This window comes from Dongshaea marina (assembly GCF_003072645.1).
GTDB classification, from domain to species: domain Bacteria; phylum Pseudomonadota; class Gammaproteobacteria; order Enterobacterales; family Aeromonadaceae; genus Dongshaea; species Dongshaea marina.
Window position 1 is genome coordinate 4221149 of the sequence record NZ_CP028897.1, and the last position, 23328, is coordinate 4244476.

Genomic DNA, 23328 nt, shown 5'->3' on the forward strand with positions numbered 1-23328 from the left:
TCTCCTCCCCTTAAACCCCTTTACTGATCTGCCCGAGCCATGTTTCATGATCTGTTGCTAATATTTAAGATGCTCTGGTTTCAACGTCACGACCTTGTGCGCAGGGGTGAGATAGCTCACTGAGTCATTGAACGTGAGGTATGGATACCGAGCTGGAATGGGCTATTAGGGATGATACTCGCGGCAGTAGAAATTCCAGGGGTGAGTTGCTCTTAGAGCAACGTACGCGAAGCATGGAGCTGAGCTGGAAATGAATCTCATGGAAGAGATTCGGACTCACAGCGTGTCGGTGATGATTGAATCAGACATCAACAACCGATGTCATACACCATCAGCGCCCTATACAATGGACTAAAAAGGAGTATGATAATTGGCGAGCCACCAGCGATTCTCGCTTCTCTTCGGCTCCCAACAGGCTTCATCGCTCAACAAAAATTTAGATAAACTGGTACCACTGATGACTAGGCAGGACTCTTCCATCCAGCATCGTCGCTATTATTGGCTACATCGGCTGATCATTCTTAACTACCCCAACCTCAACTATGGGTTACGGGCTGGCTGCTCTTTGCTGTCGCTGCTGTTCGGAGGGTTGCTACTGGGAGATACTGCGGCTGGGATCACCGCCTCACTGGGGATGATTGCCGCTCTCATTTGCGGCGCCGATGAACCCAAGCCCAAATTCTGGAGAAAGGGTGCTGCAAGCTGCCTGAGCTTTTTTATCGCACCTTTGCTGCTGCTCAGTGGATTGCACTGGCAGATCCCACCCATTGTGCTGTTTTTTGTGCTCACCTTTGGCTGCGCCATGTTCAGTGTCCAGGGACCGATGGCTGCCCGGCTCGGGATCGCCAACCTGCTGCTGATCATCCTGAGCTTTCCGGCCCCTGGCAATCAGCCTTTGTGGTTTGCCCCCAGCCTATATGTGCTGGGAGCTGTGAACTACCTTGTGATCAGCCGAGTCTGGCAGCTCCTCTGGCCCTTTAAGCAGCTTAGGGAGAATATTGCAGACTACTATCTGACCCTGGCTCAATATACAGAGCTCAAGTGTGAACTGATCCTCAAGAAGCCTTTTGATAACAGTGAGCTACTCCCCTGCAGCAAAAGCTCACCAAGCTTGCCTTTGATGGCGAGCAACTACTGCGCAACCTGCAGGGTCAATCCAATAGGGAGCTCAAGAAACTCAGGGAGCTGTTTTTTCTCGCAGAAGAGCTCCACGAGCTACTGAGCTCCAGTACCCATGCTCCGGGGGAGCTCTACCCCCTGTTTCGCTCAGCCAATGTTGCTCCGGCGTTTCGAGCCCTGATGAGTCACTTCGCAAGCCAATTTAAGGCTCTGAGTCAAGCAACACTACATCATAAGTTTATCCGTCCCATGCCATTGGGAGCCGTGCTTATCCAGTTCCGCCAGCAGCTGGCGGCGGCTCCTGCGGCCCACCAGGATCTGGCACTGCTGGCCCGGGAGCATTTTGACTATACCAGCGGGCTGATCCACCGCATGCGCCCTGCCTATCGCCACTCGATCACCCCACTGCCTCCCGGCAATGGCTGGCTCAAAGATCTCTGGCTAAACCTCACACCTCAATCCGCCACATTCAGGTATTCCCTGCGGTATGCCTGCTGTATGGCGGTCGGTTATCAATTGGGGTTACTGCTCAATGTCGAGAACAGTTACTGGATCATGATGACCATCTCCATTGTGATGCAGAGTGATTACGTCTCAACCCAGAGTAAGGCCCTGCACCGGGCTATCGGCACCCTGATCGGACTGCTGGTTTCGGTGATTATCATCTCTCAATCGCCCCCTCACTGGCTCACCCTGCTACTGATCTCCGTGGTAACTCCCTTTTTCTACGCCTTCATTCGTACCAATTACGCGGTTGCCGCTGCCGGGATCACAGTATTCGTAATGTTGGAGTACCAGATCCTGCGCCATGCCGGGTTGGGGTTTATTCTGCCCAGGCTGTGGGACACCCTGATCGGCTGTGGTCTGGCGATTATCGCCAACCTCATTCTCTGGCCCCAGTGGCAGAGTAACCGATTGCGTGAACAGATCCGCCTTACTCTGCTATCCCTTGAGCAATTTATGGAGGCGCTGCTATGTAGCTACGCAAGCTCGGAAGCGGATCAGGAGGATGCCTTAGAGAAGCAGCGACTTCTCAGTTACCAGGCACAAAATGAGTTGGTCACCCGCTATCAACAGGCCCTTCGCGAGCCGATGCATAGCGGCTTTTACTTAGATAGGGTCAAGGGGATCCGTCTTGTGACCCATACCCTGCTCAACCAGATGACCAACCTGGCACTCATCGCAAAACAGAGTGTCAAGCTCCCGGCTGAGCAACACGGTGAGCTGCAACGCGCGGTCGAGCTTGGATTTCAAAGCTGTCAGCACCTGCTGGAGGGCTCAGATGTTAAGTGGCCCAACACTCTGTATGAAGTTCAGCTCATCGCCAATCACAGCCTGCCCCAGGCCAAACAGCGGCAGATTGTGTATCAGACCCGGCTGGTGATCCAGTTACTCAGGGAGCTATTTGATCAGATCAAGTCGTTGGACGAGCATAAGGCAGCGGGGGCTAGCCCCCGCATCGATTAAGGCAGAAGCCTCAGGACTGGGTGTCAGTGCTTTCAAAGAGTTTATCGGCGGAGGCTGCTACAAATCCTGTATACAGCTCACCATCCGCCTTGGGATAACGCCTTGCAAACTCATAGAAGCAGCCGGGAATGGTGCTGGCCCCATCACTGAAGTGAACCTCAACCGGATCGGCCAGGATGGAGGATTGCTCCAGCAACACCTCAGGTGAGCCCTTGATGGCACCCCCACTCAAGTTTAGGGGAAAGCCAGCACCGCTCAGGGTCTGGTTAACCTCCTCAAGAGAGGCGAAGTTGGTTAAACGATTGACATCCACCGTAAAGTGATTGGCCCGGAAACCAAAAGCTGCCAGCCAGGCGGCGTACTCACTCTCTTTGAGAAGGCTCTGATACGTTTCGATTGAGGCTTGCCAGGGCGCACCCGACCAGAGAAATTCGGGAGATTCCGTCACAGAGGCATCCACCCCTTCCAGAAGCTCGGCCACCCTCTGTTGAAGCTCGTCCGAGCATTCCTCTAAAATCAGCTCACTGATAAACACCTTGGGAGCCTCTGGGTCCGGATGCTCATAGTGATGGGCCCTGAGTTTCTTCTGTGCAAAGTGATAATCTCCACAGCACTGATAACCCACAGCTTCAAAGTGTTGGGCAAGCTTCGGAAGGTCCACTCTCGGGTCACCATAGGTTCGAAGGGCGATGTGATCATTGATCACCTGTTCGCCGCCACCGAGTAGCTGATGAATTCGCATCGCGCTCGGAGTTAAATTCAAAAAATCCTTCCACAGAGCCTCAAACAGCGGGCGATAATCCTGGTTCATACTCTCCTCCCTCTTAAAAAAGCCAGTCCAGGGCTGGCTTTATCGATTACAGGCAAACTCCCGGGGGTAGTTCAGCAGGTAGACTCAAGCTATCTCCCTCCACCGAGGCGACCGGGTAGGCACAATAATCTGCCGCATAGTAAGCACTGGCCCTGTGGTTACCGCTGGCACCGATCCCCCAAAGGGAGCGCTACCTGAGGCACCGGTCAATGGCTTGTTCCAGTTAACGATTCCGGCCCGGGAGCGCTGCAGGAAGTATTCCCACTGAGCCCTATCATCGGACACAAGCCCCGCCGAAAGGCCAAAGCGGGTGTTATTGGCTCCCTCTATCGCCTCATCAAGCTCCCGGTAACGAATGATCTGTAGCAGGGGTCCGAAATACTCCTCATCGGGCAGATCTTTTACCGAGCTCACATCGATGATCCCGGGTGATAACAACCCGGTATTGGGCTCAAGCTGCTTCACTGCCAGCAGAGGCTCAGCTCCCATACTCTGCAGGTTCTGCTGCGCCTTGAGGATCCCCTGAGCGGCCTGCTCCGAGATGAGAGAGCCCATATAGGGCTGAGGTTCGGCATCATACACCCCGATCCTGAGATTTCGGGTCGCGCTCACCAGCTGCTCGACCAACTCATCGCCAAAGCTCCCTTCGGGTATAAACAGCCGCCGACAGCAGGTACAACGTTGTCCGGCACTGATAAAGGCCGACTGAATAATGGTCAGAAGTGCAGCCTTGAGATCTTTCACCTCGCTGACAATCAGCGGGTTATTCCCCCCATCTCCAGCGCCAAAATTCGCCCGGGATCGCCGCCAAACTGCTGATGCAATAGCTTGCCTGTGGCCGAAGAGCCGGTGAAGAAGAGCCCATCTATCCCGGGATGACTCGACAACGCCCTGCCGACTTTCGCATCTCCCTGCAGCAGATTGATCACCCCGCCGGGTAGCCCCGCCTCCTGCCATAGCTCAAGGGTTTTATGGGCAACCTTGGGTGTCAGCTCGGAGGGCTTAAACACCACGGTATTACCCGCAATCAGCGCCGGGATGATGTGCCCGTTTGGCAGGTGCCCCGGGAAGTTATAGGGTCCAAACACGGCCACCACACCATGGGGCTTGTGGCGCAACACGCTCTGACCTCCCGGCATCTCGGTGACGGTTTCACCGGTTCGCTCCCGGTAGGCCTTCTCGGATAGTCCGGCCTTACCTATCATGGCGCTAACCTCGGTTTTGCTCTCCCATAAAGGCTTACCCGTCTCCTGGGCGATCAGCGCCGCCAGCTCATCCTGGTTGGCTTTTAACTGCTCGACAAACCGCCCAATCAGAGCCAGGCGCTCCTCCAGGGAGGTTAGCTGCCAACCGATAAAGGCCTCTCTGGCGGCAAATACCGCAAGATCAACCTGTTCGGTCGATGCCGAATCCGCCCGCCAGATCTCCTGATTTCGGGCGGGATCGAGTGAGCAGAGGCTCTGTCCTTCTCCCTTAAGCCACTCCCCTCCAATCAACAGAGCTTTCATGATTCAATCTCCCGCACTCGAATAGTATCTCCCTGCTGCAGCTGCAACGCTTCAACCAGAGCGGCATCCAGCAGAGCTTCTCCCGACTCGGTGATCCCAACCTCACCGTAACAGGCCCTGAAGGTACTAAAGCGTCCATTACTGATGTAACAAAGCGATTTGCGCTGGGCCTTGCCCTGACGCCGGAATGTCAGCGTCAGGCTATCTTTAATTGCATTGATGTTCCCAAGCTCACACTCAACGATGGGACCTGCATCAAAAGGTGCGACGCCTCCACGGTGCACAAAGCCTTCCTCCTCGAGAAGCTTTAACGCCGGTGTGGTCTTGGGGTGGGTCTTGCCGATCACCGCCCTGGCATCCTCTGACAACAGATTGATGTAGATGGGATAACGAGGCATCAGCTCTGCAATGAAACGCTTCTTGCCGATCCCGGTCAGATAATCCGCCGTCGGGAAATCCATCGAGAAAAAGTGCTCCTGCAGCCAGTGCCAGAAGGGAGAGTTCCCCTCTTCATCGGACACCCCACGCATCTCGGCAAAGATGGTGTGATCAAAGAGCTCGGGATAATCTGCTAAAAAAAGAAAACGACACTTGGAGAGGAGACGACCATTGTATCCCTCACGGGCCGATTCACGCAGAAACAGGGTGCAGATCTCCGAGGCCCCGGTGTAATCATTGGCCAGGGTCATGGTTTCGACCACATTATAGATCCCAAGCTTGGGCGAGGAGTGAACCACCTTACCGATATGGCTCGAGTAGAAAGGAGAGGAGAGTCCAACTGCCGCATCTATGGCCGTGGTACCCACGACCTCGCCGGTTTCGCTATCTTCGGCGACAAAAAAGTAGAGGCACTCCACCTTCTCTGTCGGCTTGCTGGAGAAAGCCTCGACGGAGGCATTGATCTTATTTTGCAAAAGCTCATCATTGACCGGCAGCGAGGTAAAACCATAACCGGACTCTACCGCTATTTTTTTAAGTGCCTGAAAATCACGCTGTTCAATGGGACGGATCACCAACATCTAACTATCACCTCCTGGTTTAATTCTTCCTTAGTTGCCAGAGCACTTCTGTCTGAAATATCTTTTCGAGCGCGGCCGGATGTTTCAGCACCTGCTTAGTCCTGTGTCACAGGCCCTGGATAGGCTTATGACTCACACCGCCGCGCCCAAAGACAGAGCCGTGATACCTGCCACAGCTCTGTGTCTCGCGAAAATGCGCTCAATCGATCAGGCTAAAACCTGCTGCAATGCTTTTTCAAAACGCTGCAGTCCCTCAGTGATATCCTGCTCGGAAATCACCAAAGAGGGGGCAAAGCGCACCACATCTGGCCCTGCAATCAAAACCATCAGCCCCTGCTCGGCTGAAGCCAACAGAAACTCCCGGGAGCGTCCCTGGTAGTGGGCATTGAGGGCGCAACCTAGCAGTAGACCCTTGCCTCGAATTTCATCAAAACAACCATACTTCTTATTGAGTCGCTCCAGCCCCTCACGGAACAGGTGCTCACGCTGTTTTACCCCATCAAGAACCCGGGGATCATTAACTGTATCAAAGGCAGCCTCCGCCACCGCGCAAGCCAGGGATTTCCCCCATAGGTCGAGCCATGCACTCCCACCTTAAAGACCGAAGCAATCTCTGTGGTGGTCAGCATTGCGGCCACCGGAAAACCTCCCCCAGGGCTTTTGCCGTGGTCAATACATCCGGAACCACATCCAGCCCCATATAGGCATACAGCTCACCGGTACGCCCCACTCCGGTTTGAACCTCATCAAACACCAACAAAGCCTGGTGCTGGTCGCACAAACGGCGCACCTCTTGAACAAACTCGGGGTCGGGGAGATGATCCCACCCTCCCCCTGGAGCGGCTCCATCACCACGGCGCAGGTGTTATCCGAGATTGTGCGACGAAACGCCTCAATATCGTTATAGGGGATATGCTCTATATCTCCGGGCTGGGGGCCGAACCCATCGGAATATTTGGGCTGGCCACCGACACTCACGGTAAAGAAGGTGCGTCCATGGAATGCCTGGTTGAAAGCGATGATCTGAGTCTTATGCGAGCCGTGGCGCTCAATCGCATAGCGACGCACCAGTTTAAACGCGGCTTCATTGGCCTCGGCACCCGAATTGGCAAAATAGACTTTTTCGGCAAAGGTGGCATCGGTGAGCTTTTTGGCCAACCGCAGGGCCGGTTCGTTGGTCATCACATTGCTCAGATGCCACAGTTTTTCTCCCTGCTCTTTGAGGGCCGACACTAGCCTTGGATGACAGTGTCCCAGACAGCTGACCGCAATCCCCCCGGCAAAATCTATGTATTCACGATTTTGCTGATCCCAGACACGCGACCCCTCACCCCGAACCGGTATAATCGCCGCCGGTGCGTAGTTCGGAACCATCACCTCATCAAACAGCTCCCGAGTCACTTTGATCTGCTCAGACATCTCAATTTCTCCTTGTGTTACAGCAACCCAACCTCAAAAGTTAAAATATTGTAAACATGGCGCAGGCTACCATAGGCAACTGAATAAATTTAACTTTTTTAGCATATTCCTCGATAGGGTGCACAAAAACTAACATCAGATGTTGTCAAAAGGTGGGAGCTGTGAGCAGGCAACGAAAAAATGGGGCCCTGGGCCCCATACTGCTTAGTTTCAAGGATGTGAGTCTATTCTTGAGTGGCTTTTGATGTACCGGGCTTCCTGCCCGATAAGACAGAGCATAGCAGTGGGTTGCTGAATATCAGCTGAATCATGAAGATGAGTGAGAAGAACTGTCTGGAAGAAAATTTTCAGAGCTGGTACGAGAGGAGGGACTTGAACCCTCACAGTGTCACCACCGGCGGATTTTGAATCCGCTGCGTCTACCGATTCCGCCACTCTCGCACTGAAGATAAGCTGTTGCAGGCGTTCATCTGCAACAGCGGCGATTATACGGATAATCGATCCCACGGCAAGATTTTTTTTCCAAAAACAGCAGCTTGCTCAAAATGAGAGCAGCTCGGACATAAAACAGCCCCTTTTCATCCCGGGTCAGATGACAAGGTATGCCGAATATGGCAGCATCGAGCCAGTGCAACCTCAATGACGAAGAGCCTATGGCCCGCAGGAATAACAAGAGTAAACCCGCCCCGGAGCAGCTGGTCCCACATATCCATAAGCTTGCTCCCATTAGTGAGCGTCCGGATCTTATCCCTAGATTGCTAGCCATGGTTACCGACTGGGTCATCGTCCTGCCACTGGTCATACTGGCCGTGGCCATCGCCTACCTGTTCTGCCTCACGGCTCAATATTTGGGGCTCTATCATCCGGCGACATCCGAGAGCTTTCTGACCAGTATCAGCCGCGAGCCCCTGTTCCAGGTCTGGGTCTGGGGGATCTATCTGGGTTACTATGTCCGGGGCTGGACCCTCACCGGCCAGACGTTTGGCCTGAGAGTGTGGAATCTTAAGATCCAAAACCAGGATCAAAGCCTCATCACCATTACCCAGGCTCTGATCCGTCTGCTCACCTCCGCCTGCGGCCTTGGCAACCTTACCATACTGATCGATCGCAAGGATCTACAGACTTTTCAGGACATCATGGCCAAGTGTGAAATGATCAAAATCCCAGCCAAAGCCTAAGCTCTGTCGACAAGCTAACTCTAAAAGTTGTCTGGGATATCATCCGGGCTCGGTGCCAGAGTGGACGCTGGCACCGGGCATTCAGGAGCGATTCACCGCGTGGCCTTGCATCATATCCGGGCAACCGACTCTCGAATTGAAACTATGTACCAGGCTCTCTATATTTTCCTGGATCAGGACTCCTGAGCCTTATGCACCAGGTGCTCCATCAGTCCCAGGGTGGTGAGCAGCAGCTCGCGCTCCCCTAAGGCCACCAGAGTCTCTTCACGGGAGGTGTTTGCTTCAAGCTCTTCAAGCAGTTGCTTGAGGATGAGCTGCCAGGCGAGCGGCTCCAGGCCCCCGAGCTGTCTCAGCCCCTGGCTCACGGCCTTAATCCCCAGGATTAGCTCCGAACGCGCCCTATCATCTCCCTGCTGCCAATAGATCTCCTGATGATAGAGCCAGTGTTCAAGTCCTGAACCGATAAGTTGCTCCGTAGACAGTCGCTCCGTTGTCAGGGTCTTACACCCAAGAGGAGCGCCCTCTGCCAGGGCAAAGCCCCTCTGCGCCTTAGAGGCCAGACCAAAGCGCAGCCCATCAACCTCATGAATAAGCTTTCGTGACAAGGCAAACAGGGCTTCTCCCCTGCCCTTTAAAAGCTCAAGCTCCAGCTCATGAATCGGCTCGTGCAGCTCGGTTGCAACTATTGCTCCTCGATCCAGAACCACCTCAACCTCACTCTTCTGATCCCAGCCAAGCTTCCACAGAGTCCTTTCAAAGTCTGTGGTAAAAAGCTTAGTCAGTTCTTGCTGGATCTGAGGCAGGCCAGCCTCTTTAGGCCAAATTTCTTTGGGAAAATCGCTAAGCCTGGGCCAGGGCCAGGGCTCCTCAAGTTTAATATTGTATTCACTTCGCTGGTGCAGCCCGCCAATCACCCTGCCCGATGTCTTGATGGTCTGCTCAAGATAACCGCCATCCTGGCGAACTCTCAGCCCCAGCCGCCACTGCCAGAGCTGGCGTGCCGGGGTATCGAAATAGCTATTTTTCAGATGAAACTGGCGCTCCCCTAATAGATCCAACCCTGAAAGAAGCTGCTTAATCTTCTTATCTGATTGATTTTGAAGTAGAAACTTGATCTCGATCTCTTTGGTCATAAACACAACCCTGTAGGCTAACCGGATGATAAGGAAAAATTCTGCCCAAACAGCAGGATGTTGACTCAAAAACAAACAGTTTTTGCTGTTTTATTTCCCGCACTGTTAAGATAACATGCCCGCTGTTTTGAGGTGTTACTCCATTAACACAGGTAAAAATATGCCAGTAAATACGATTCTAGGGTTGTTTGCCAAGTCGCCGATAAAACCGCTGGAAAAGCACATCACCAAGGTGCATGAGTGCTGTGAACAGTTGGTGCCTTTCTTTGAAGCGATGAACGCCCGTGATTTCGAGCGAGCTCAGCAGATCCGCGATCAGATATCTCAGCTAGAGAAAGAGGCTGATACCCTCAAGCGCGATATCCGTCTGCGCCTTCCACGGGGCCTGTTTATGCCCGTTGAGCGTACCGACATGCTTGAGCTCCTGACTCAACAAGACAAAATAGCCAATAAATCCAAAGACATTGCCGGACGGACTATCGGCCGCCAGCTGGAGATCCCTGTCGAGATACAGGAAGATTTCATGGCGTACCTCAAACGTTGTATCGATGCCTCTGCTCAGGCACAAAAGGCGATCAACGAACTGGATGAGCTTCTTGAAACCGGCTTTAAGGGCCGTGAAGTCGAACTGGTCTCTGAGATGATCCACCAGCTGGATATGATCGAAGATGACACAGACTCGATGCAGATCGGTCTTTGCCGGGAGCTCCAGGCGATCGAAAACAACTACAATCCGGTTGATGTGATGTTCCTGTATCGCATTCTGGAGTGGGTTGGAGATCTCGCCGATCAGGCTGAGCGCGTCGGCGCCCGCCTGGAACTGATGCTCGCGCGTTCGTAAACTTTACTACGGTATATTTCAATGGAAATTATCCAACAATACGGCATGATCTTCGTGCTGATGGCGGCCCTTTTTGGCTTTTTTATGGCCTGGGGGATCGGGGCTAATGATGTGGCAAATGCCATGGGGACCTCGGTCGGAACCAAGGCTTTAACCATTAAGCAGGCGATCATCATCGCGATGATCTTTGAGTTTGCCGGTGCCTATCTGGCCGGTGGTGAGGTCACCTCCACCATTCGCAAAGGGATCATAGATACCACCGCCTTTGCCGGACACCCGGATATCCTGGTTAACGGCATGATTGCCGCCCTGCTTTCTGCGGGCACCTGGCTACTGCTAGCCTCCTATTTTGGCTGGCCCGTCTCCACCACCCACTCCATCATAGGTGCGATTGTCGGCTTTGCCGTAGTGAGCATCGGTCCGGATGCGGTGCAGTGGGGCAAGTTCGGAGGGATAGTCGGCAGCTGGGTCGTGACACCGGCCATCTCGGGGATCCTGGCCTACTTTGTATTTATCAGTGTCCAAAAGCTTATCTTTGACACCAGCAACCCCTTGCTGAATGCCAAGCGCTATGTTCCCTGGTATATGTTCCTGACCTCCATGGTGATCTGTCTGGTAACCATCCGTAAGGGACTGGTGCATATCGGCCTGGATCTCTCGGTCGCTGAGGGGATCTGGGTCTCCGTGGGTATCTCCCTGCTGATCGCCCTGCTGGGTGCCGGCTATATCCGGATGCAGAAATACAACCCGGATGATGATGCCACCATGCATTATGCCAATGTGGAGAAGGTGTTTGGGATCCTGATGGTGATCACCGCCTGTGCGATGGCCTTTGCTCACGGCTCTAACGATGTTGCCAACGCGATCGGTCCTCTGTCGGCAGTTGTCTCTATCGTCGCGGCGGGCGGACAGGTATTGGCTCAATCCTCTATCGCCTGGTGGATCCTCCCGCTGGGTGGCCTGGGAATCGTGCTTGGTCTGGCCTCTCTGGGTCACAAGGTGATGGCAACCGTAGGTACGGGGATCACCCACCTGACACCATCTCGCGGATTTGCTGCCCAACTCGCGACAGCTTCTACCGTAGTAATTGCTTCGGGAACCGGCCTGCCGATCTCCACCACCCAGACTCTGGTGGGTGCAGTCATGGGAGTAGGCCTGGCACGAGGTATTGCGGCACTGAACCTCAATGTGCTGCGTAATATCGTGGTTTCCTGGATCATTACCCTGCCAGCCGGCGCCCTGTTTGCAATTATCTTCTATTATATTTTGCAGGCAATATTCGGCTAATCCCTGTTCTATTCGGGGGAGCGCACAAGCTCTCCCCCTCTCAAATTCCTTTCCCACTGCTTGTCCTGCCCTGTTTGAAGCTTTACTATTTCTTCAGTACCCCAGAAAACAGGAAGATTTCACAGGTGAAGCGAATCCTCGTTTTATTAGCTCTGCTTACAACCCTGGTTAGCGTCGGTGCTTTTGCTGCGCAAACTCGTTATATCAGCGATAACCTGTTTACCTATATCCACTCCGGGCCAGGTAATCAGTATCGGATCATAGGTAGCGTCAATGCCGGAGACTCAGTGCAGTTCCTGCGTGTCGATAGTGATTCAGGCTTTGCCGAAGTGATCGATGACAAGGGCCGAAATGGCTGGCTTCCACAAAAATTCCTGCAGAACTCACCGAGCCTGCAAACTCTCTACCCTCAGCTGCAAAAAAAACTTGATGATGCCAATGCGGCACTCACCGAGCTAAAGACGGCGCAACAGAGCAGCCAGAGTGATCATCAGCAGAAAGTAGATGATCTAAACCAACAGATCGATGAGCTGAACACTAAGCTAAGTGGAGCTCAAAAGGAGTTTAAGACCGTCAAAGAACGCAACCAGATCCTGCGCAGCGAACTGGATCAACATGATCAAACCATGCAGATGCGCTGGTTTATTCGCGGCGCTATCGTGTTCGCCTGTGGTTTGGTGGTCGGTCTGATTGTGCCCTTCCTGCCCAGACGTAAAAAGCGTGACGATCGCTGGATGAACTAAACGCTCCTCAGCTAAGATTTTTATAGGCCTCCACTCGGAGGCCTTTTCACTTTTGCCTAGCACCCCACAGTTTTGATAGTTAGGCTTTTCATTTATTTTACTTTTCAGCTACATTGAGCTCCCAAAAGAATAACTCTTTGATATTCCACCTGGTAAGGGAGCAGGGATGTTTTCAACAAAACAATCTCCAGATGGGCGCGCCGAGTTCCCACTCACCGAGCGCTTTGACCTTTCAAGACTCAATGATCCAGACTACACTCTTCCCGGCCCGGACGAGCTGCGCAGAGTGATCAGCCACTACTACTGCCTCGATGAGCAGCAGGTGGTCAAGGCTTTGTCAGATCTGCTGGGTATTCAGCAGGAGCGGGAAACCAGTGTCAGTCATCATTCTCAGCAGTTGATCGAAAAGGTGCGCAGCGAACACCATAAGCAGCGGGGTGTTGATGCCTTCCTGCAGCAATACAGCCTGGATACCAAGGAGGGGATCGCGCTGATGAGCCTCGCCGAGGCGCTGCAACGGATCCCCGATAAAGGAACTGCCGATGAACTGATCCGGGATAAACTCGGCACTGCAAACTGGCGTAAGCACAGGGGACAGAGCAGCTCCTCCCTGGTCAACAATGCAACCCGGGGACTGGAGCTGGTTAAAGCCTGCCTGCCGAAGCACTCCCGGCTGAGCGATAAAAAGCGCTCACTCACCAGCAAGCTACTGACCCCGGCTATCCGCCATGGTGTCTATACCAGCATGCGCCTGACCGGTAATCAATTCGTGCTGGGTCAAAATATTGATGAGGCCCTCAGTCGCGGCAGCCGCCAGAAACAGCGGGGCTTCACTCACTCCTTTGACATGCTGGGTGAAGCAGCCCTGACCCGTGCCGATGCCGATCAATACCTGCAGGATTATCAGCAAGCCCTGGAAACCATCGCTCGCCAGCACTACAGTGGTGAGCGTCGGCTCAAGCCCAGCCTCTCCATCAAGCTCTCCGCACTACACCCTCGTTACGAGGAACCCTGCCGGGAGCGGGTGATGAGCGAACTGCTTCAGGATCTGCGTAACCTGGTGCATCGGGCCCGCAAGCTTGATGTCAGCATCACCATAGATGCAGAAGAGATGGACCGGCTGGAGCTTTCCCTCGACCTATTCCAAGCACTTTATCAGTCCGACGAGGTGAAAGGCTGGGGACAGCTGGGACTGGTGATCCAGGCCTACTCCAAACGGGCACTACCGGTCCTGTGCTGGCTAACGGCACTGGCCAAGGAGCAAGGAGATGAGATCCCGGTTCGCCTGGTCAAGGGTGCTTACTGGGATAGCGAGATCAAGGAGGCCCAGCAAGGGGGTCTTAGTGGCTACCCTGTGTTTACCCGTAAGGCGGCCACCGATCTAAGCTACCTGGCCTGTGCCCAGTTTCTGCTGGGCAAGCGCACCCGGGGAGCCATCTATCCGCAGTTTGCCACCCATAATGCCCACAGTATTGCCGCCGTCTTTGACATGGCCAATAACCGAAGCTTTGAGTTTCAGCGCCTGCACGGGATGGGAGAGCAACTCTACCTTACCCTTCTGGAGCAGTCGCCACAGATGGCCTGTCGTATCTATGCCCCGGTGGGAGCACATCGTGAACTCTTGCCCTACCTGGTACGACGCCTGTTAGAAAACGGAGCCAACAGCTCCTTTGTGCATAAGATCCTCGATCCCTCGGTTCGCAGTGCTTCCCTGAGTGAGCATCCCCGCCACCAGGCTTTCGCCGCCGAGAGTGAATCCAGCAGTGCCATCGCCCTTCCGGGAGAACTCTTCTATGACCGAATCAACTCAGCAGGACTAAACATGACTATTGAGAGCGAACGCGCGCCCTTTTTCAAAAAGCTCGCCCCCCTGATGCAAAAGCAGTGGCTTGCAGGCCCCCTGGTCAATGGTGAAATGTTAAGTAGCACAGTCAGTACCACAATTGTCTCACCCCAAAATCGCCAGCAGTCCCTGGGGCAGGTCGACTGGAGCGAACCCGGACAGATTGAGCAAGGGATCCACAGCGCACATCTTGCATATCAAAGCTGGAGCAAAACCCCGGTCCAAGAGCGAGCCCAATCCCTTGATAAGCTTGCCGATCTGCTGGAGGAGAACCGTGATGAGCTGATCGCCTTATGCATCCTGGAGGCGGGTAAAACCCTGCAGGATGGCATCGATGAGGTGCGCGAGGCTGTGGATTTTTGCCGTTACTACGCAAGACAAGCCCAGAGCCTGATGAGCAGCCCTCTGCAGATGCCGGGCTATACCGGTGAGAGTAACCTGCTACAGCTTGAGGGACGCGGGGTGTTTGCCTGCATCAGCCCCTGGAATTTCCCACTGGCGATCTTCCTGGGGCAGATTGCCGCGGCCCTGGTCACCGGAAACACAGTGGTGGCAAAACCCGCCGAGCAGACAAGTTTAATCGCCTTCTATACGACCAGGCTCGCTCACCAGGCCGGGATCCCCAAAGAGGTATTGCATCTGTTACCCGGCGACGGTGAACAGGTCGGCTCCCTGCTCACCGCAGATGAGCGGATTGCAGGGGTGTGTTTCACCGGCTCCACGGCAACCGCCAAGGCGATCAATCGCTCACTGGCCTCCCGGGAGGGTGCCATAGTGCCACTAATCGCCGAAACCGGGGGACAGAATGCGATGATTGCCGACTCGACGGCTCTGCCTGAGCAGCTGGTCAAAGATGTGATCCACTCAGCCTTCCAGAGTGCCGGTCAGCGCTGCTCCGCAACCCGGGTGCTGTATATTCAGGAGGATATTGCGGACAGGGTCATCGAACTGCTGCAGGGGGCGATGCAGGAGCTCAATGTGGGCGATCCCGCTCTCTACCAGACCGATATCGGCCCTGTGATCGATGAGCAGGCAAGAAGTGGCCTTGAACAGCATCGCCAGGAGATGATTGCCCGGGGTAAACTCGTCGCCCAAGCCCCCCTGAGTGATACCGCGCAACAGGGCTGTTTTGTGATCCCTACCGTCGTCGAGATTGACAGCATCAGTCAGCTCACTCAGGAGCACTTTGGACCCATTCTCCATCTCATTCGCTATCGCGCGTCTGAGCTTCCCCAGGTGATCACAGCTATCAATAGCACAGGCTTCGGGCTTACCTTTGGGATCCACTCACGCAACGAATCACTGTTTAATGAGGTGGCTGAGCGAATCAATGCCGGCAACATCTATATCAACCGCAATCAGATAGGCGCCATGGTCGGGGTACAACCTTTTGGAGGTCAGGGCTTTCCGGCACCGGCCCCAAGGCGGGGGACCTCACTATCTGCTGCGCTTTGTCAGTGAAAAAACCATCACCACCAACACCACGGCTATCGGTGGCAATACCAGCCTTATCTCTGCAGATCTCTAAGACTCCGGGGAGGGCAACCCGCCCTCCCCCACTTGCTTCGTTGAAAAAATGGAAAAAGTCAGGGTCTGAACATTCACTTTTTCTGAGGCTATTTCTGCCTCATACTGCCCATGGGCGCTCATGTTTTGAGCTCACTCATCCCTCTTTGCTGCATCTTGTCTAACCGGGCCCGATCCAGCCAGCAGCTCTTTGCCCATTGCGCCCCTTTATTGAACCATCGTCTGGAGTCTGTATGCAGCAATACCTGATCCGAGTCTTACTGAAAACCCCATTGGCTCAGCTCCTGCTGCGCAGTGAGCTGATCTACATGACCTGTCTCATCATGCTGGTTCTGGGCATCGGGGCTAGCCTCGGTCAATGGCTGATGAGTGGCGTGATCATGCTGGGGATGATCGCCGCCTATATCATGGGGAATGACAGGCTCCCCTGGCGCCTGATGTTCCTCAAGGCCCTCAGCCTTCCCCTGAGTATCAGCCTGGTTCAGGGGCTGCTATTGAGCGGTGTTCCGGTCCCCCTTTTGCTATTCGGCCTTACCCTGATATTCAGCCTGTTTGCCGCCCGGGGAGTCATGGCGGCGCGGCTCGGGGTGGCAAATATCATAGTGATGGTCAGCTTCTATCCAAGTGTTGGCAAGTTACCCTTTTATCTTCTGCCACTCCTATTATTTGTTGGGGCCTTTACCTTTTCTGTGGTGAGTTACTACTGCCTCAAACTGCTCACAAAGCGCCTGTTTCAGGAGCAACTGGCTCGCCTCGCCCTGCAGATGGAGAAGTTTTTTACCCTAAAATCTGCCCTGCCACACCAGCACGGGAAATCGACGCTGCTGAGAAAAACTCTGGAGGAGCAACAACAGCTCACCGAGCTGGCATTCGTGACCCGCCAACAGGCAGAAAATTTCTCGAGCCTGCTGGATCGGCGTTACCCCGAACTCAGGGATCAATACCTGCTGCTGATTGAACTCTACCGGTTACTGATCTCCGGAAGCCATGCTCCCGAGCGATTCAGTGAATTATTAAGACCAAAAGAGGTAGCCACGGCCTTTACGGCACTCAACCGCCAGATCGCCAAGGCCCTGCACCAATATGCGATAGCCCTGTTCAGCAATCAGCCTCTTGCCGAAACATCACTGCAACAAGAGTTTGCAAACTTTGTCAGTCAGCTAAAGGCCCGGGCCCATCAATCCTGCCCGGATGACGTTCTTCAATATATCGAGCTCTACTACCAGGGCATTTTGACCCGCCTTGCCTCTCCGGCTCCCAGGAATCTTCACTGCCAGTTTAACTGCCCGGATACAGGTGCCACTCCTTTGGGGGTCCCCGTGCAGCTTGGAAAGCTGCTATCTCTTCGCAACCCTCTATTGCAAACCTCACTACGTTTTGCCTGCTGCATGGCCGCCGGTTACCTGATTGGCCACGGGTTTAATCTCCCCAGCCCCTTTTGGATCGTATTAACCATAGCTGTGGTGATGCAGGGAGACTATATCTCGACCCGAAGCAAGGGGATCCAGCGCGCCGCGGGAACTGTATCCGGGCTGCTGGTCTCCTGGTGTTTTCTTTATCTTGCTCCCTGGGCCTGGCTACCCTGGCTGCTGTTGACTCTGAGCCTGCCGCTGATCTTCCTGTATATTCAGAAAAACTATGCTCTGGCGGCCTTTGCCATCACCCTGCTGGTGATGATGCAATATCAGTTAACCACTCATCATGCGCTGGACTTTCTCGCCCCCGCCTTGTTGACACCCTGATAGGTACGGCACTGGCCATCGCCTTTAACTTTATTTTGTGGCCCGGCTGGCCAGAGGGACAGTTCCGCAACGGTATGCAGGAGCTGCTGATTGAGCTGAAAACCTTCTGCAAAAATCTGGAGAAACGCTGGGATCACAGCAACCACACCCCGATCAAATATTGCCAGGCTCAAAATACCCTGAATCAGAGTTACCAAAGGTTACTGCAAGACCCCAGAACCTCAGAGATAGAACAACGTGCCGCCTATAGTGCGACCCTGGTTTCTCAGATGATCTACTCTCAGCTTGTCACCATCACCCACCTGCTCGCTGAGCAGGCACATAGTGAGGACAAGCCCGAAATCTCCTCTGAAATTGAGGCGGTCGTCCAAAAAATTGATGATTACCTGGAAGATGCTCCTCCTGAGTTTGACGCAGAGCAATTTGAGGAGATCACACCACTCGCAAATAGCAAATCACATGCTGAGTCCAGGTTATTGACTCAGCAGCTACATCTCCTGAAGCAGAGGCTCAGCTATCTGCAGGAGCTAAAGCAGGAGTTATAGGCCCTGTTGGCATTTCCAATTTTGCTCCTGCTTCCCTCAGGCAGGATCAAGTCTGAAACGTCAACAGAGCCTGGACTCTCACCTATACTCTGGGTAATGCTTTGCTGGGTTGAGCATGATGATTCGAGCCTGGATTCTATTCACACTGCTATTATTCAATATCGACACTCTTCGGGGGCAGGAGGTAAGAGTCTGCTACGAGATTGTTGAGCAAAAACCCCTGACTCTGGGGGCCGGATATGAGATCCCGCCGAATCAGGGAGTCCTCGCAGAGCTGCTCATCCTTGCCGCCCAGGATGCAGGGGTTGATATTAGCTTTTATCGCCGCCCTGGAAGCGCTGTATCCAGGATATCGCCTATCACAAGGCCGATGCCACCTTTGCGGCAATCTGGACTCCCGAGCGGGATAAATGGGCCCGTTACCCCAAAACCGCCGCTGGCACAGTCGATGAAGATCGCTACCTGTGGCGGGTCATCTACCCTGTGTATGTTCACCGGGACTCGAAGGTGAGCTGGGATGGGCATAAATTTAGTGGCATCACCCTGGGAATTGGCGCGCCTCCGGGTTATATCGCCCAACAAAAACTGGCCGAGATGAAGGTGCTTTCAAGTAAAAATACCGTTCCGCAAAAAGGGATGGTATTGGTCGCACTCGGTCGGATGGATGGCTATGTGGTAGCCCGAAGCGCGGGGCGTAAGATCATCGAAAAATTTGAACTTAGCGACTCCATCAGGGCCCTGTCTCTACCCTTTATGCAAAGCCTTCTCTACCTGCCCGTCTCCAAGGCTTTTTACAAAAAACATCCACAGGTTGCAGAAAAATTGTGGCACTCACTTGCCAAGATACGCAAAGAGCAGGGTCAGAGACTTCTGAAAAAGTATGAAAATTTGTAGCAGACGACGATAACCGGAGCATTCGGGTGTACTCAAGAACTGCTGCAATTCAATAGATTCGGGAGATCAGGATATGAGCCAGAATCAGCCACTGACCGACGAGCAGAAATTGACGGTCACTCACTATGTGGAGCCAGGTTGCCTGGGTCCCGATGGTAAGGATCACATTGAAGCCTTTTGTCAGCATGCGCAAAAGGTGATCGAGGCGATCGATCCCGAGTTTGTAAACTGGGTCATCAAACCAAGATATGATAAATCCGTCGATGACACCCAGTACCACTTTGCCAACAAACGCCTGACCGAGGCCCAGGCGGCCAAGTATCTGGCGCGATTTGGTCAGGATATCGATGAGTTTGAAGAGCAGTTTAACGACCAGATCATGCACGAGATTGAGGAGTTTCTGGGGCGAGGCTGAAGGCTTTGAATTCCCGAGCCAGACCTACTAATCGTAGCTAACCTTAGTATCGATATTAAGCTCCTGGATATCGCTCTCAAGCGCAGACTGCTCGTCCTTTTCCTTTAGCGGGATCTGGATAGAGAATTGACAGCCCTGATCCGCCTCACTCTTACAGCTAATTTTTCCCCTTAGTTTTTGTCGAACCAGGTTATAGATGATGTGCGCTCCAAGGCCACTGCCTCCGGTACCTCGTCGGGTCGTCACAAAAGGCTCAAAGATCTTAGGCAGTATCTCCTCAGGGATACCACGGCCATTATCTGTGTAGTCGATGCGAACCTCATTCTCATCATGGCTGACAATGATGCTGATTTTATGTGGGGCATTGCCTTCATCAAAACCATGGATAATTGAGTTCTGAATCAGGTTTGAATAGATCTGAGCAAGGGCACCGGGGTAACCCTCAAGTTGTAAGTTTGGATCACACTCAATCTCTATTTCGGTGTGACTCTTCTTAAGTTTATGGCCAAGAGAGGTCACAACCTGATGCAGATGCTCAGCCATGGGAAACTGGTAATGGGCTTCGGAGGTCTGATCGACGGCAACCTGTTTAAAGCTTGAGATCAGATCGGCTGCCCGGCGCAGGTTATTTTGCATCAACTCAGTTGATTGATTGAGGTTTTCCAGAAAATCGGTCAGATAGCGCATCGAGATCTGCCTGGACGCGATGTGGCTATTAAAGTCTTCCGCTTTCTCCTGAAGATGGGAGGAGGCTGTGACACTGATCCCTATGGGAGTGTTGATCTCATGGGCAACCCCGGCAACCAGAGAGCCTAATGATGCCATTTTCTCAGACTCCACCAGGGTTTGCTGAGCCTTCTTCAGATCCTCATAGGCTTTCTCAAGCCGCTGCTTGCTCTCTTTTTCCTTCTGGGCAGCCTTGGCCACCCCCAGGATCGCTGTGATATCGGTACAGACCTCCACATGACCTATCCGTGCCCCTTTCAGGTTATGCAGGTAGTGGGTATCCACCCGAAACTCCCGGTCAAACTGGGAAAAGAAGGTCTCTGTCTCCCCTTGTCTGAGCCGCCAGACCCCACACTTTTCACTGCGGCATATGGGAGCCCCCCAGTGATGACACTGCTTTCCCATAAACTCTTTTCTGGGCTCATTGAAGAGCTTCTCCACCGGCTTATTGATAAAGGTCCAGTTCATCTCCAGATCGGTCACCGATAGGGGGTTGGCAGAGAATCGAGAAGCTGTTCATACCAGTAATACCTGTTCGCCACCTCATCCCGGATGCTCTTTACTCCCCAAAAAGCGATCAAAACCAAAAAAAGCACCAGGAGAATAATCACCACACCGGCCATAGCAGCCTGTAGACTGACCACATACCCCACCAGCATCGCCAGTAGCGCAATCATTAGGATGAGGAGGATGAGTTTCTTAACCAGTGTCATCTACAACTCCCGGACCAGCTTCTCCCCACAATTATAGTCACTCAGACATAATTGCCCTGCGGCTACCAGCTGCCGCTTGCCAGTTGCCAGTTGCCACTACGTGGATCGCCATTCATGGGGCGAATCGATAGATACTCAATAATCAAACTAAATTCCAGACGGTCATTTTGTTGCCTTAACAAACATCACCATAGTCCTGTTGCAAAATTAAATATGCCACCTGATGGTATTTAGGGTGAATTTTTGTGAAAATTGGTTTTATATAGATGGTTCAGCCTAATCGGCTTTAAGACTAAATCAACTCACGCACACTGGAATTGAATAGAATGAAAACAAGGATAGCATTAATATTTCTACCTACTTTTTTAACAATGTTTTTTATTGGTACCTGTCACGGTGAAACATTAAACTCTTTTCTCATCAACGCAATGAAAGCTTATCGAGTCCCAGTGGTTGGATATGCCATAATTGATGATGGCCGTATCATAGACGCTCAAACAGTATCAATCGACCCACATATCAAGACTAGCCCAGACTCTCTATTCCAAGCTGCCTCGATTAGTAAAAGTATTACTGCTTACGCAATCCTATCCCTTGTGAATCATAAAAATATTGATTTAAATGCTTCTGCTAACAAATATCTTAAGGGCTGGAAGATAGATAATAAATATAATAAAAACAACCCTATTCTGATTAGAAACTTACTTGATATGACCTCAGGAGTATCCGTTTCAGGGTTCGCTGGCTATCCGCAAGGTCACCCCCTTCCCAATTTGCTACAAATACTAAATGGGGCGCCTCCCTCAAACAATCTTCCAATTAAAGTTCAGCACGCTCCCGGTACCCGGTATCAGTATTCTGGTGGCGCATTTCAAGTCTTACAGAAGATCATCACAGATGTAACTAATAAATCATTTGCAAGTTATATAGAGCAAAAGTTATTTACCCCTCTCAGAATGGAAAACTCTACATACCATCCTGCAGCCAATAACACACATATAATTCCAGGATTCAGTGGTTGGGATCTAAAGATGCTCCCTGGTGGTTGGTACAACTATGCTTGCTTGGGTGCTGGAGGAGTATGGTCAACTCCAACAGACTTAGCCAAGTTCGCCCTCAATATTTCCGACTCACTTCATGGTAAAGATAACGGGATACTCAAAAAAACGTTAGCAGAGCAGATGTTAACCCGCCAAAAAAATACTGATTACGGATTGGGAGTCGTTGTTGGAGGAAAAGGGAAAGATCTATATTTTTGGAAATCAGGTCATAATTATGGATACCATAGCCAACTAATTATGTTTCCCAATAAAGGCAAAGGTGCTGTGATTATGACCAACTCTGAAACTGGAGATGAAATTATCAACTATATGATGCCAATAATCGCACTTAAGTATAGCTGGCCTTACTATTTCCCATTTTTTGACGAGCTAGTTGAAATGCCGAAACATTAAGCACGGATACTGTGAGCAGATATGCCGCACAGGGATGTGCGGCATATCAGTTGTCTTTATTCACAAGGTAAGCTGAGGAGCAGGTAAATTGCAGGGCGCAGGGGGATTGCAAAGGGGAAAGGAGCTCTCTCCTTAACCCGCTGCCGGTCGCCACCGGCATCAATTATCTGCCCGAAGGGCAAACCTACCCCGTCACTCCTGGCCAATCCGTCAGTGCCTTCAAGCTAAAGCTTTGACCATCCACCCGCATGATCACCCCTTCCCGGCCTATCTCCAACAGCTGTAGTTTAGGCGTGACCCAGCTCCCCTGGTGGTAGTCCTTGCCGTTGAGTGTCACCACCCGGTCACCTGCACTGGAGGAGTAGACATGGGAGGAGTATTGCAGTGCCGGTACATCTTTTTGCAGATCCATAGGAAGCGAGCCCAGGGGCAGTGCCATAGAAAACACCGAATCCTGATTGTTCTGTGCAGCCACAGCGGGCTGAGCTGGAGCCTGAGAAGGAGTATTCCCCTGCTGCCCCGTCGCCTTGACCGCCTTAAGAAAATTTGAAGCCAGACTCGGGGAGATCCCCTTGAGATCAAACTCATCCTGGGCCTGCTTAGGTCTGGATTGCGGCTGGCTCTTTGCCTTCACTTCGGAGGTTGCCGCAATAACCCGCGGCGGTGGGGTAATAATCGGCAGAGGCTGAGTATTAAAGGTCTGCAGTTTAAGCGGTGTAATCGCGGCGACCTCGGCCTTAACCGGCTTAGGGGCAAATTGATGGGACCACAGATAGGCTCCACCGACGCCGACAGCCAGACATACTGGCGCTAACAGCAGGTAGAGGTAGGGATGCTTTTTCGCTCCCTGATGATGCCCTGCCAGCTGCATCGCAATCGCCTGGGGCTTAACTTGCTGGCGCTGCTGCTCAGACTGCTGTAGCGCGGATAAAATCGTTGACATA

17 protein-coding genes, 1 tRNA gene and 3 pseudogenes are annotated in these 23328 nt (G+C 52.8%); 12 read left to right on the forward strand and 9 right to left on the reverse strand.

Annotated elements, in window-relative coordinates; all coding sequences use genetic code 11:
- The first annotated feature begins 457 nt into the window (after positions 1–457).
- Both DB847_RS19730 and DB847_RS19735 read left to right on the forward strand, forming a co-directional pair.
- A complete protein-coding gene (locus DB847_RS19730) occupies positions 458–1222 on the forward strand; it encodes an FUSC family membrane protein (RefSeq protein WP_159084761.1) in 765 nt (254 codons plus the stop codon).
- Positions 1186–2586: an FUSC family protein gene (locus DB847_RS19735; protein ID WP_267897772.1), complete on the forward strand. Its 1401-nt coding sequence runs from the start codon at positions 1186–1188 to the stop codon at positions 2584–2586. Before DB847_RS19730 ends, DB847_RS19735 begins: the two co-directional genes overlap by 37 nt.
- Positions 2587–2596: 10 nt before the next feature.
- On the opposite strand, the gene DB847_RS19740 is transcribed toward DB847_RS19735, so the two are convergent.
- The 5 genes and pseudogenes from DB847_RS19740 to DB847_RS19760 all read right to left on the reverse strand — a co-directional run bounded on the left by DB847_RS19740 (position 2597) and on the right by DB847_RS19760 (position 7784).
- Positions 2597–3397, reverse strand: coding sequence for a DUF1338 domain-containing protein (locus DB847_RS19740; RefSeq protein WP_108652234.1), 801 nt, complete (start codon positions 3395–3397; stop codon positions 2597–2599).
- Positions 3398–3443: 46 nt separating this feature from the next.
- Positions 3444–4905, reverse strand: a pseudogene (gene astD, locus DB847_RS19745) (succinylglutamate-semialdehyde dehydrogenase).
- Positions 4902–5924, reverse strand: coding sequence for an arginine N-succinyltransferase (gene astA, locus DB847_RS19750; RefSeq protein WP_108652235.1), 1023 nt, complete (start codon positions 5922–5924; stop codon positions 4902–4904). The pseudogene astD and the gene astA overlap by 4 nt, the downstream one beginning before the upstream one ends.
- Before the next feature lie 207 nt (positions 5925–6131).
- A pseudogene (locus tag DB847_RS19755) lies at positions 6132–7343 on the reverse strand (aspartate aminotransferase family protein).
- Between the two features lie 354 nt (positions 7344–7697).
- A tRNA-Leu gene (locus tag DB847_RS19760) sits at positions 7698–7784 on the reverse strand.
- A 170-nt stretch (positions 7785–7954) separates the two neighbouring features.
- On the opposite strand from DB847_RS19760, the gene DB847_RS19765 reads away from it, so the two are divergent.
- Positions 7955–8521: an RDD family protein gene (locus DB847_RS19765; protein ID WP_159084762.1), complete on the forward strand. Its 567-nt coding sequence runs from the start codon at positions 7955–7957 to the stop codon at positions 8519–8521.
- Between the two features lie 173 nt (positions 8522–8694).
- Here DB847_RS19765 and DB847_RS19770 read toward each other — a convergent pair whose 3' ends face one another.
- Positions 8695–9654, reverse strand: a complete 960-nt coding sequence (locus tag DB847_RS19770) for a CYTH domain-containing protein (RefSeq protein ID WP_108652237.1) — start codon at positions 9652–9654, stop codon at positions 8695–8697.
- A 160-nt stretch (positions 9655–9814) separates the two neighbouring features.
- On the opposite strand from DB847_RS19770, the gene DB847_RS19775 reads away from it, so the two are divergent.
- The 8 genes from DB847_RS19775 (at position 9815) to DB847_RS19815 (ending at position 19491) form a co-directional block, all read left to right on the forward strand.
- Positions 9815–10495 (forward strand): TIGR00153 family protein, encoded by a 681-nt coding sequence (locus tag DB847_RS19775; RefSeq protein WP_108652238.1) that lies wholly within the window; start codon positions 9815–9817, stop codon positions 10493–10495.
- A 21-nt stretch (positions 10496–10516) separates the two neighbouring features.
- A complete protein-coding gene (locus DB847_RS19780; RefSeq protein ID WP_108652239.1) occupies positions 10517–11782 on the forward strand; it encodes an inorganic phosphate transporter in 1266 nt (421 codons plus the stop codon).
- A gap of 125 nt (positions 11783–11907) precedes the next feature.
- Positions 11908–12525 (forward strand): TIGR04211 family SH3 domain-containing protein, encoded by a 618-nt coding sequence (locus DB847_RS19785; RefSeq protein ID WP_159084763.1) that lies wholly within the window; start codon positions 11908–11910, stop codon positions 12523–12525.
- Between the two features lie 166 nt (positions 12526–12691).
- Positions 12692–15829, forward strand: coding sequence for a bifunctional proline dehydrogenase/L-glutamate gamma-semialdehyde dehydrogenase PutA (putA, locus tag DB847_RS19790; protein ID WP_199911637.1), 3138 nt, complete (start codon positions 12692–12694; stop codon positions 15827–15829).
- A 299-nt stretch (positions 15830–16128) separates the two neighbouring features.
- The gene (locus DB847_RS19795; protein ID WP_108652241.1) at positions 16129–17637 is read left to right on the forward strand and encodes an FUSC family protein; all 1509 of its coding nucleotides are present in this window, start codon (positions 16129–16131) and stop codon (positions 17635–17637) included.
- A 74-nt stretch (positions 17638–17711) separates the two neighbouring features.
- On the forward strand, positions 17712–18182 hold the full coding sequence (locus DB847_RS19800; RefSeq protein ID WP_108652242.1) for a hypothetical protein: 471 nt from the start codon (positions 17712–17714) through the stop codon (positions 18180–18182).
- Positions 18183–18689: 507 nt separating this feature from the next.
- Positions 18690–19076 carry a hypothetical protein gene (locus DB847_RS19810; RefSeq protein ID WP_108652244.1) on the forward strand — a complete coding sequence of 129 codons (387 nt, stop codon included), beginning with the start codon at positions 18690–18692 and terminating at the stop codon, positions 19074–19076.
- A 73-nt stretch (positions 19077–19149) separates the two neighbouring features.
- Positions 19150–19491 carry a hypothetical protein gene (locus DB847_RS19815; protein ID WP_108652245.1) on the forward strand — a complete coding sequence of 114 codons (342 nt, stop codon included), beginning with the start codon at positions 19150–19152 and terminating at the stop codon, positions 19489–19491.
- Positions 19492–19593: 102 nt separating this feature from the next.
- On the opposite strand, the pseudogene DB847_RS19820 reads toward DB847_RS19815, so the two are convergent.
- Together DB847_RS19820 and DB847_RS19825 are read right to left on the reverse strand one after the other, a co-directional pair.
- Positions 19594–20418 (reverse strand): annotated as a pseudogene (locus DB847_RS19820) (sensor histidine kinase); the annotation flags it as partial.
- A gap of 278 nt (positions 20419–20696) precedes the next feature.
- Positions 20697–20930, reverse strand: a complete 234-nt coding sequence (locus DB847_RS19825; protein WP_108652246.1) for a hypothetical protein — start codon at positions 20928–20930, stop codon at positions 20697–20699.
- 326 nt (positions 20931–21256) lie between these two features.
- Between DB847_RS19825 and DB847_RS19830 the strand changes: the two genes are divergently transcribed.
- The gene (locus DB847_RS19830) at positions 21257–22384 is read left to right on the forward strand and encodes a serine hydrolase domain-containing protein (RefSeq protein WP_108652247.1); all 1128 of its coding nucleotides are present in this window, start codon (positions 21257–21259) and stop codon (positions 22382–22384) included.
- Positions 22385–22568: 184 nt separating this feature from the next.
- Here the strand turns inward: DB847_RS19830 and DB847_RS19835 are convergent, their stop codons facing one another.
- Complete coding sequence (locus tag DB847_RS19835; protein ID WP_108652248.1) at positions 22569–23327, reverse strand: general secretion pathway protein GspB; 759 nt, start codon at positions 23325–23327, stop codon at positions 22569–22571.
- Between the last annotated feature and the right edge of the window lies 1 nt (position 23328).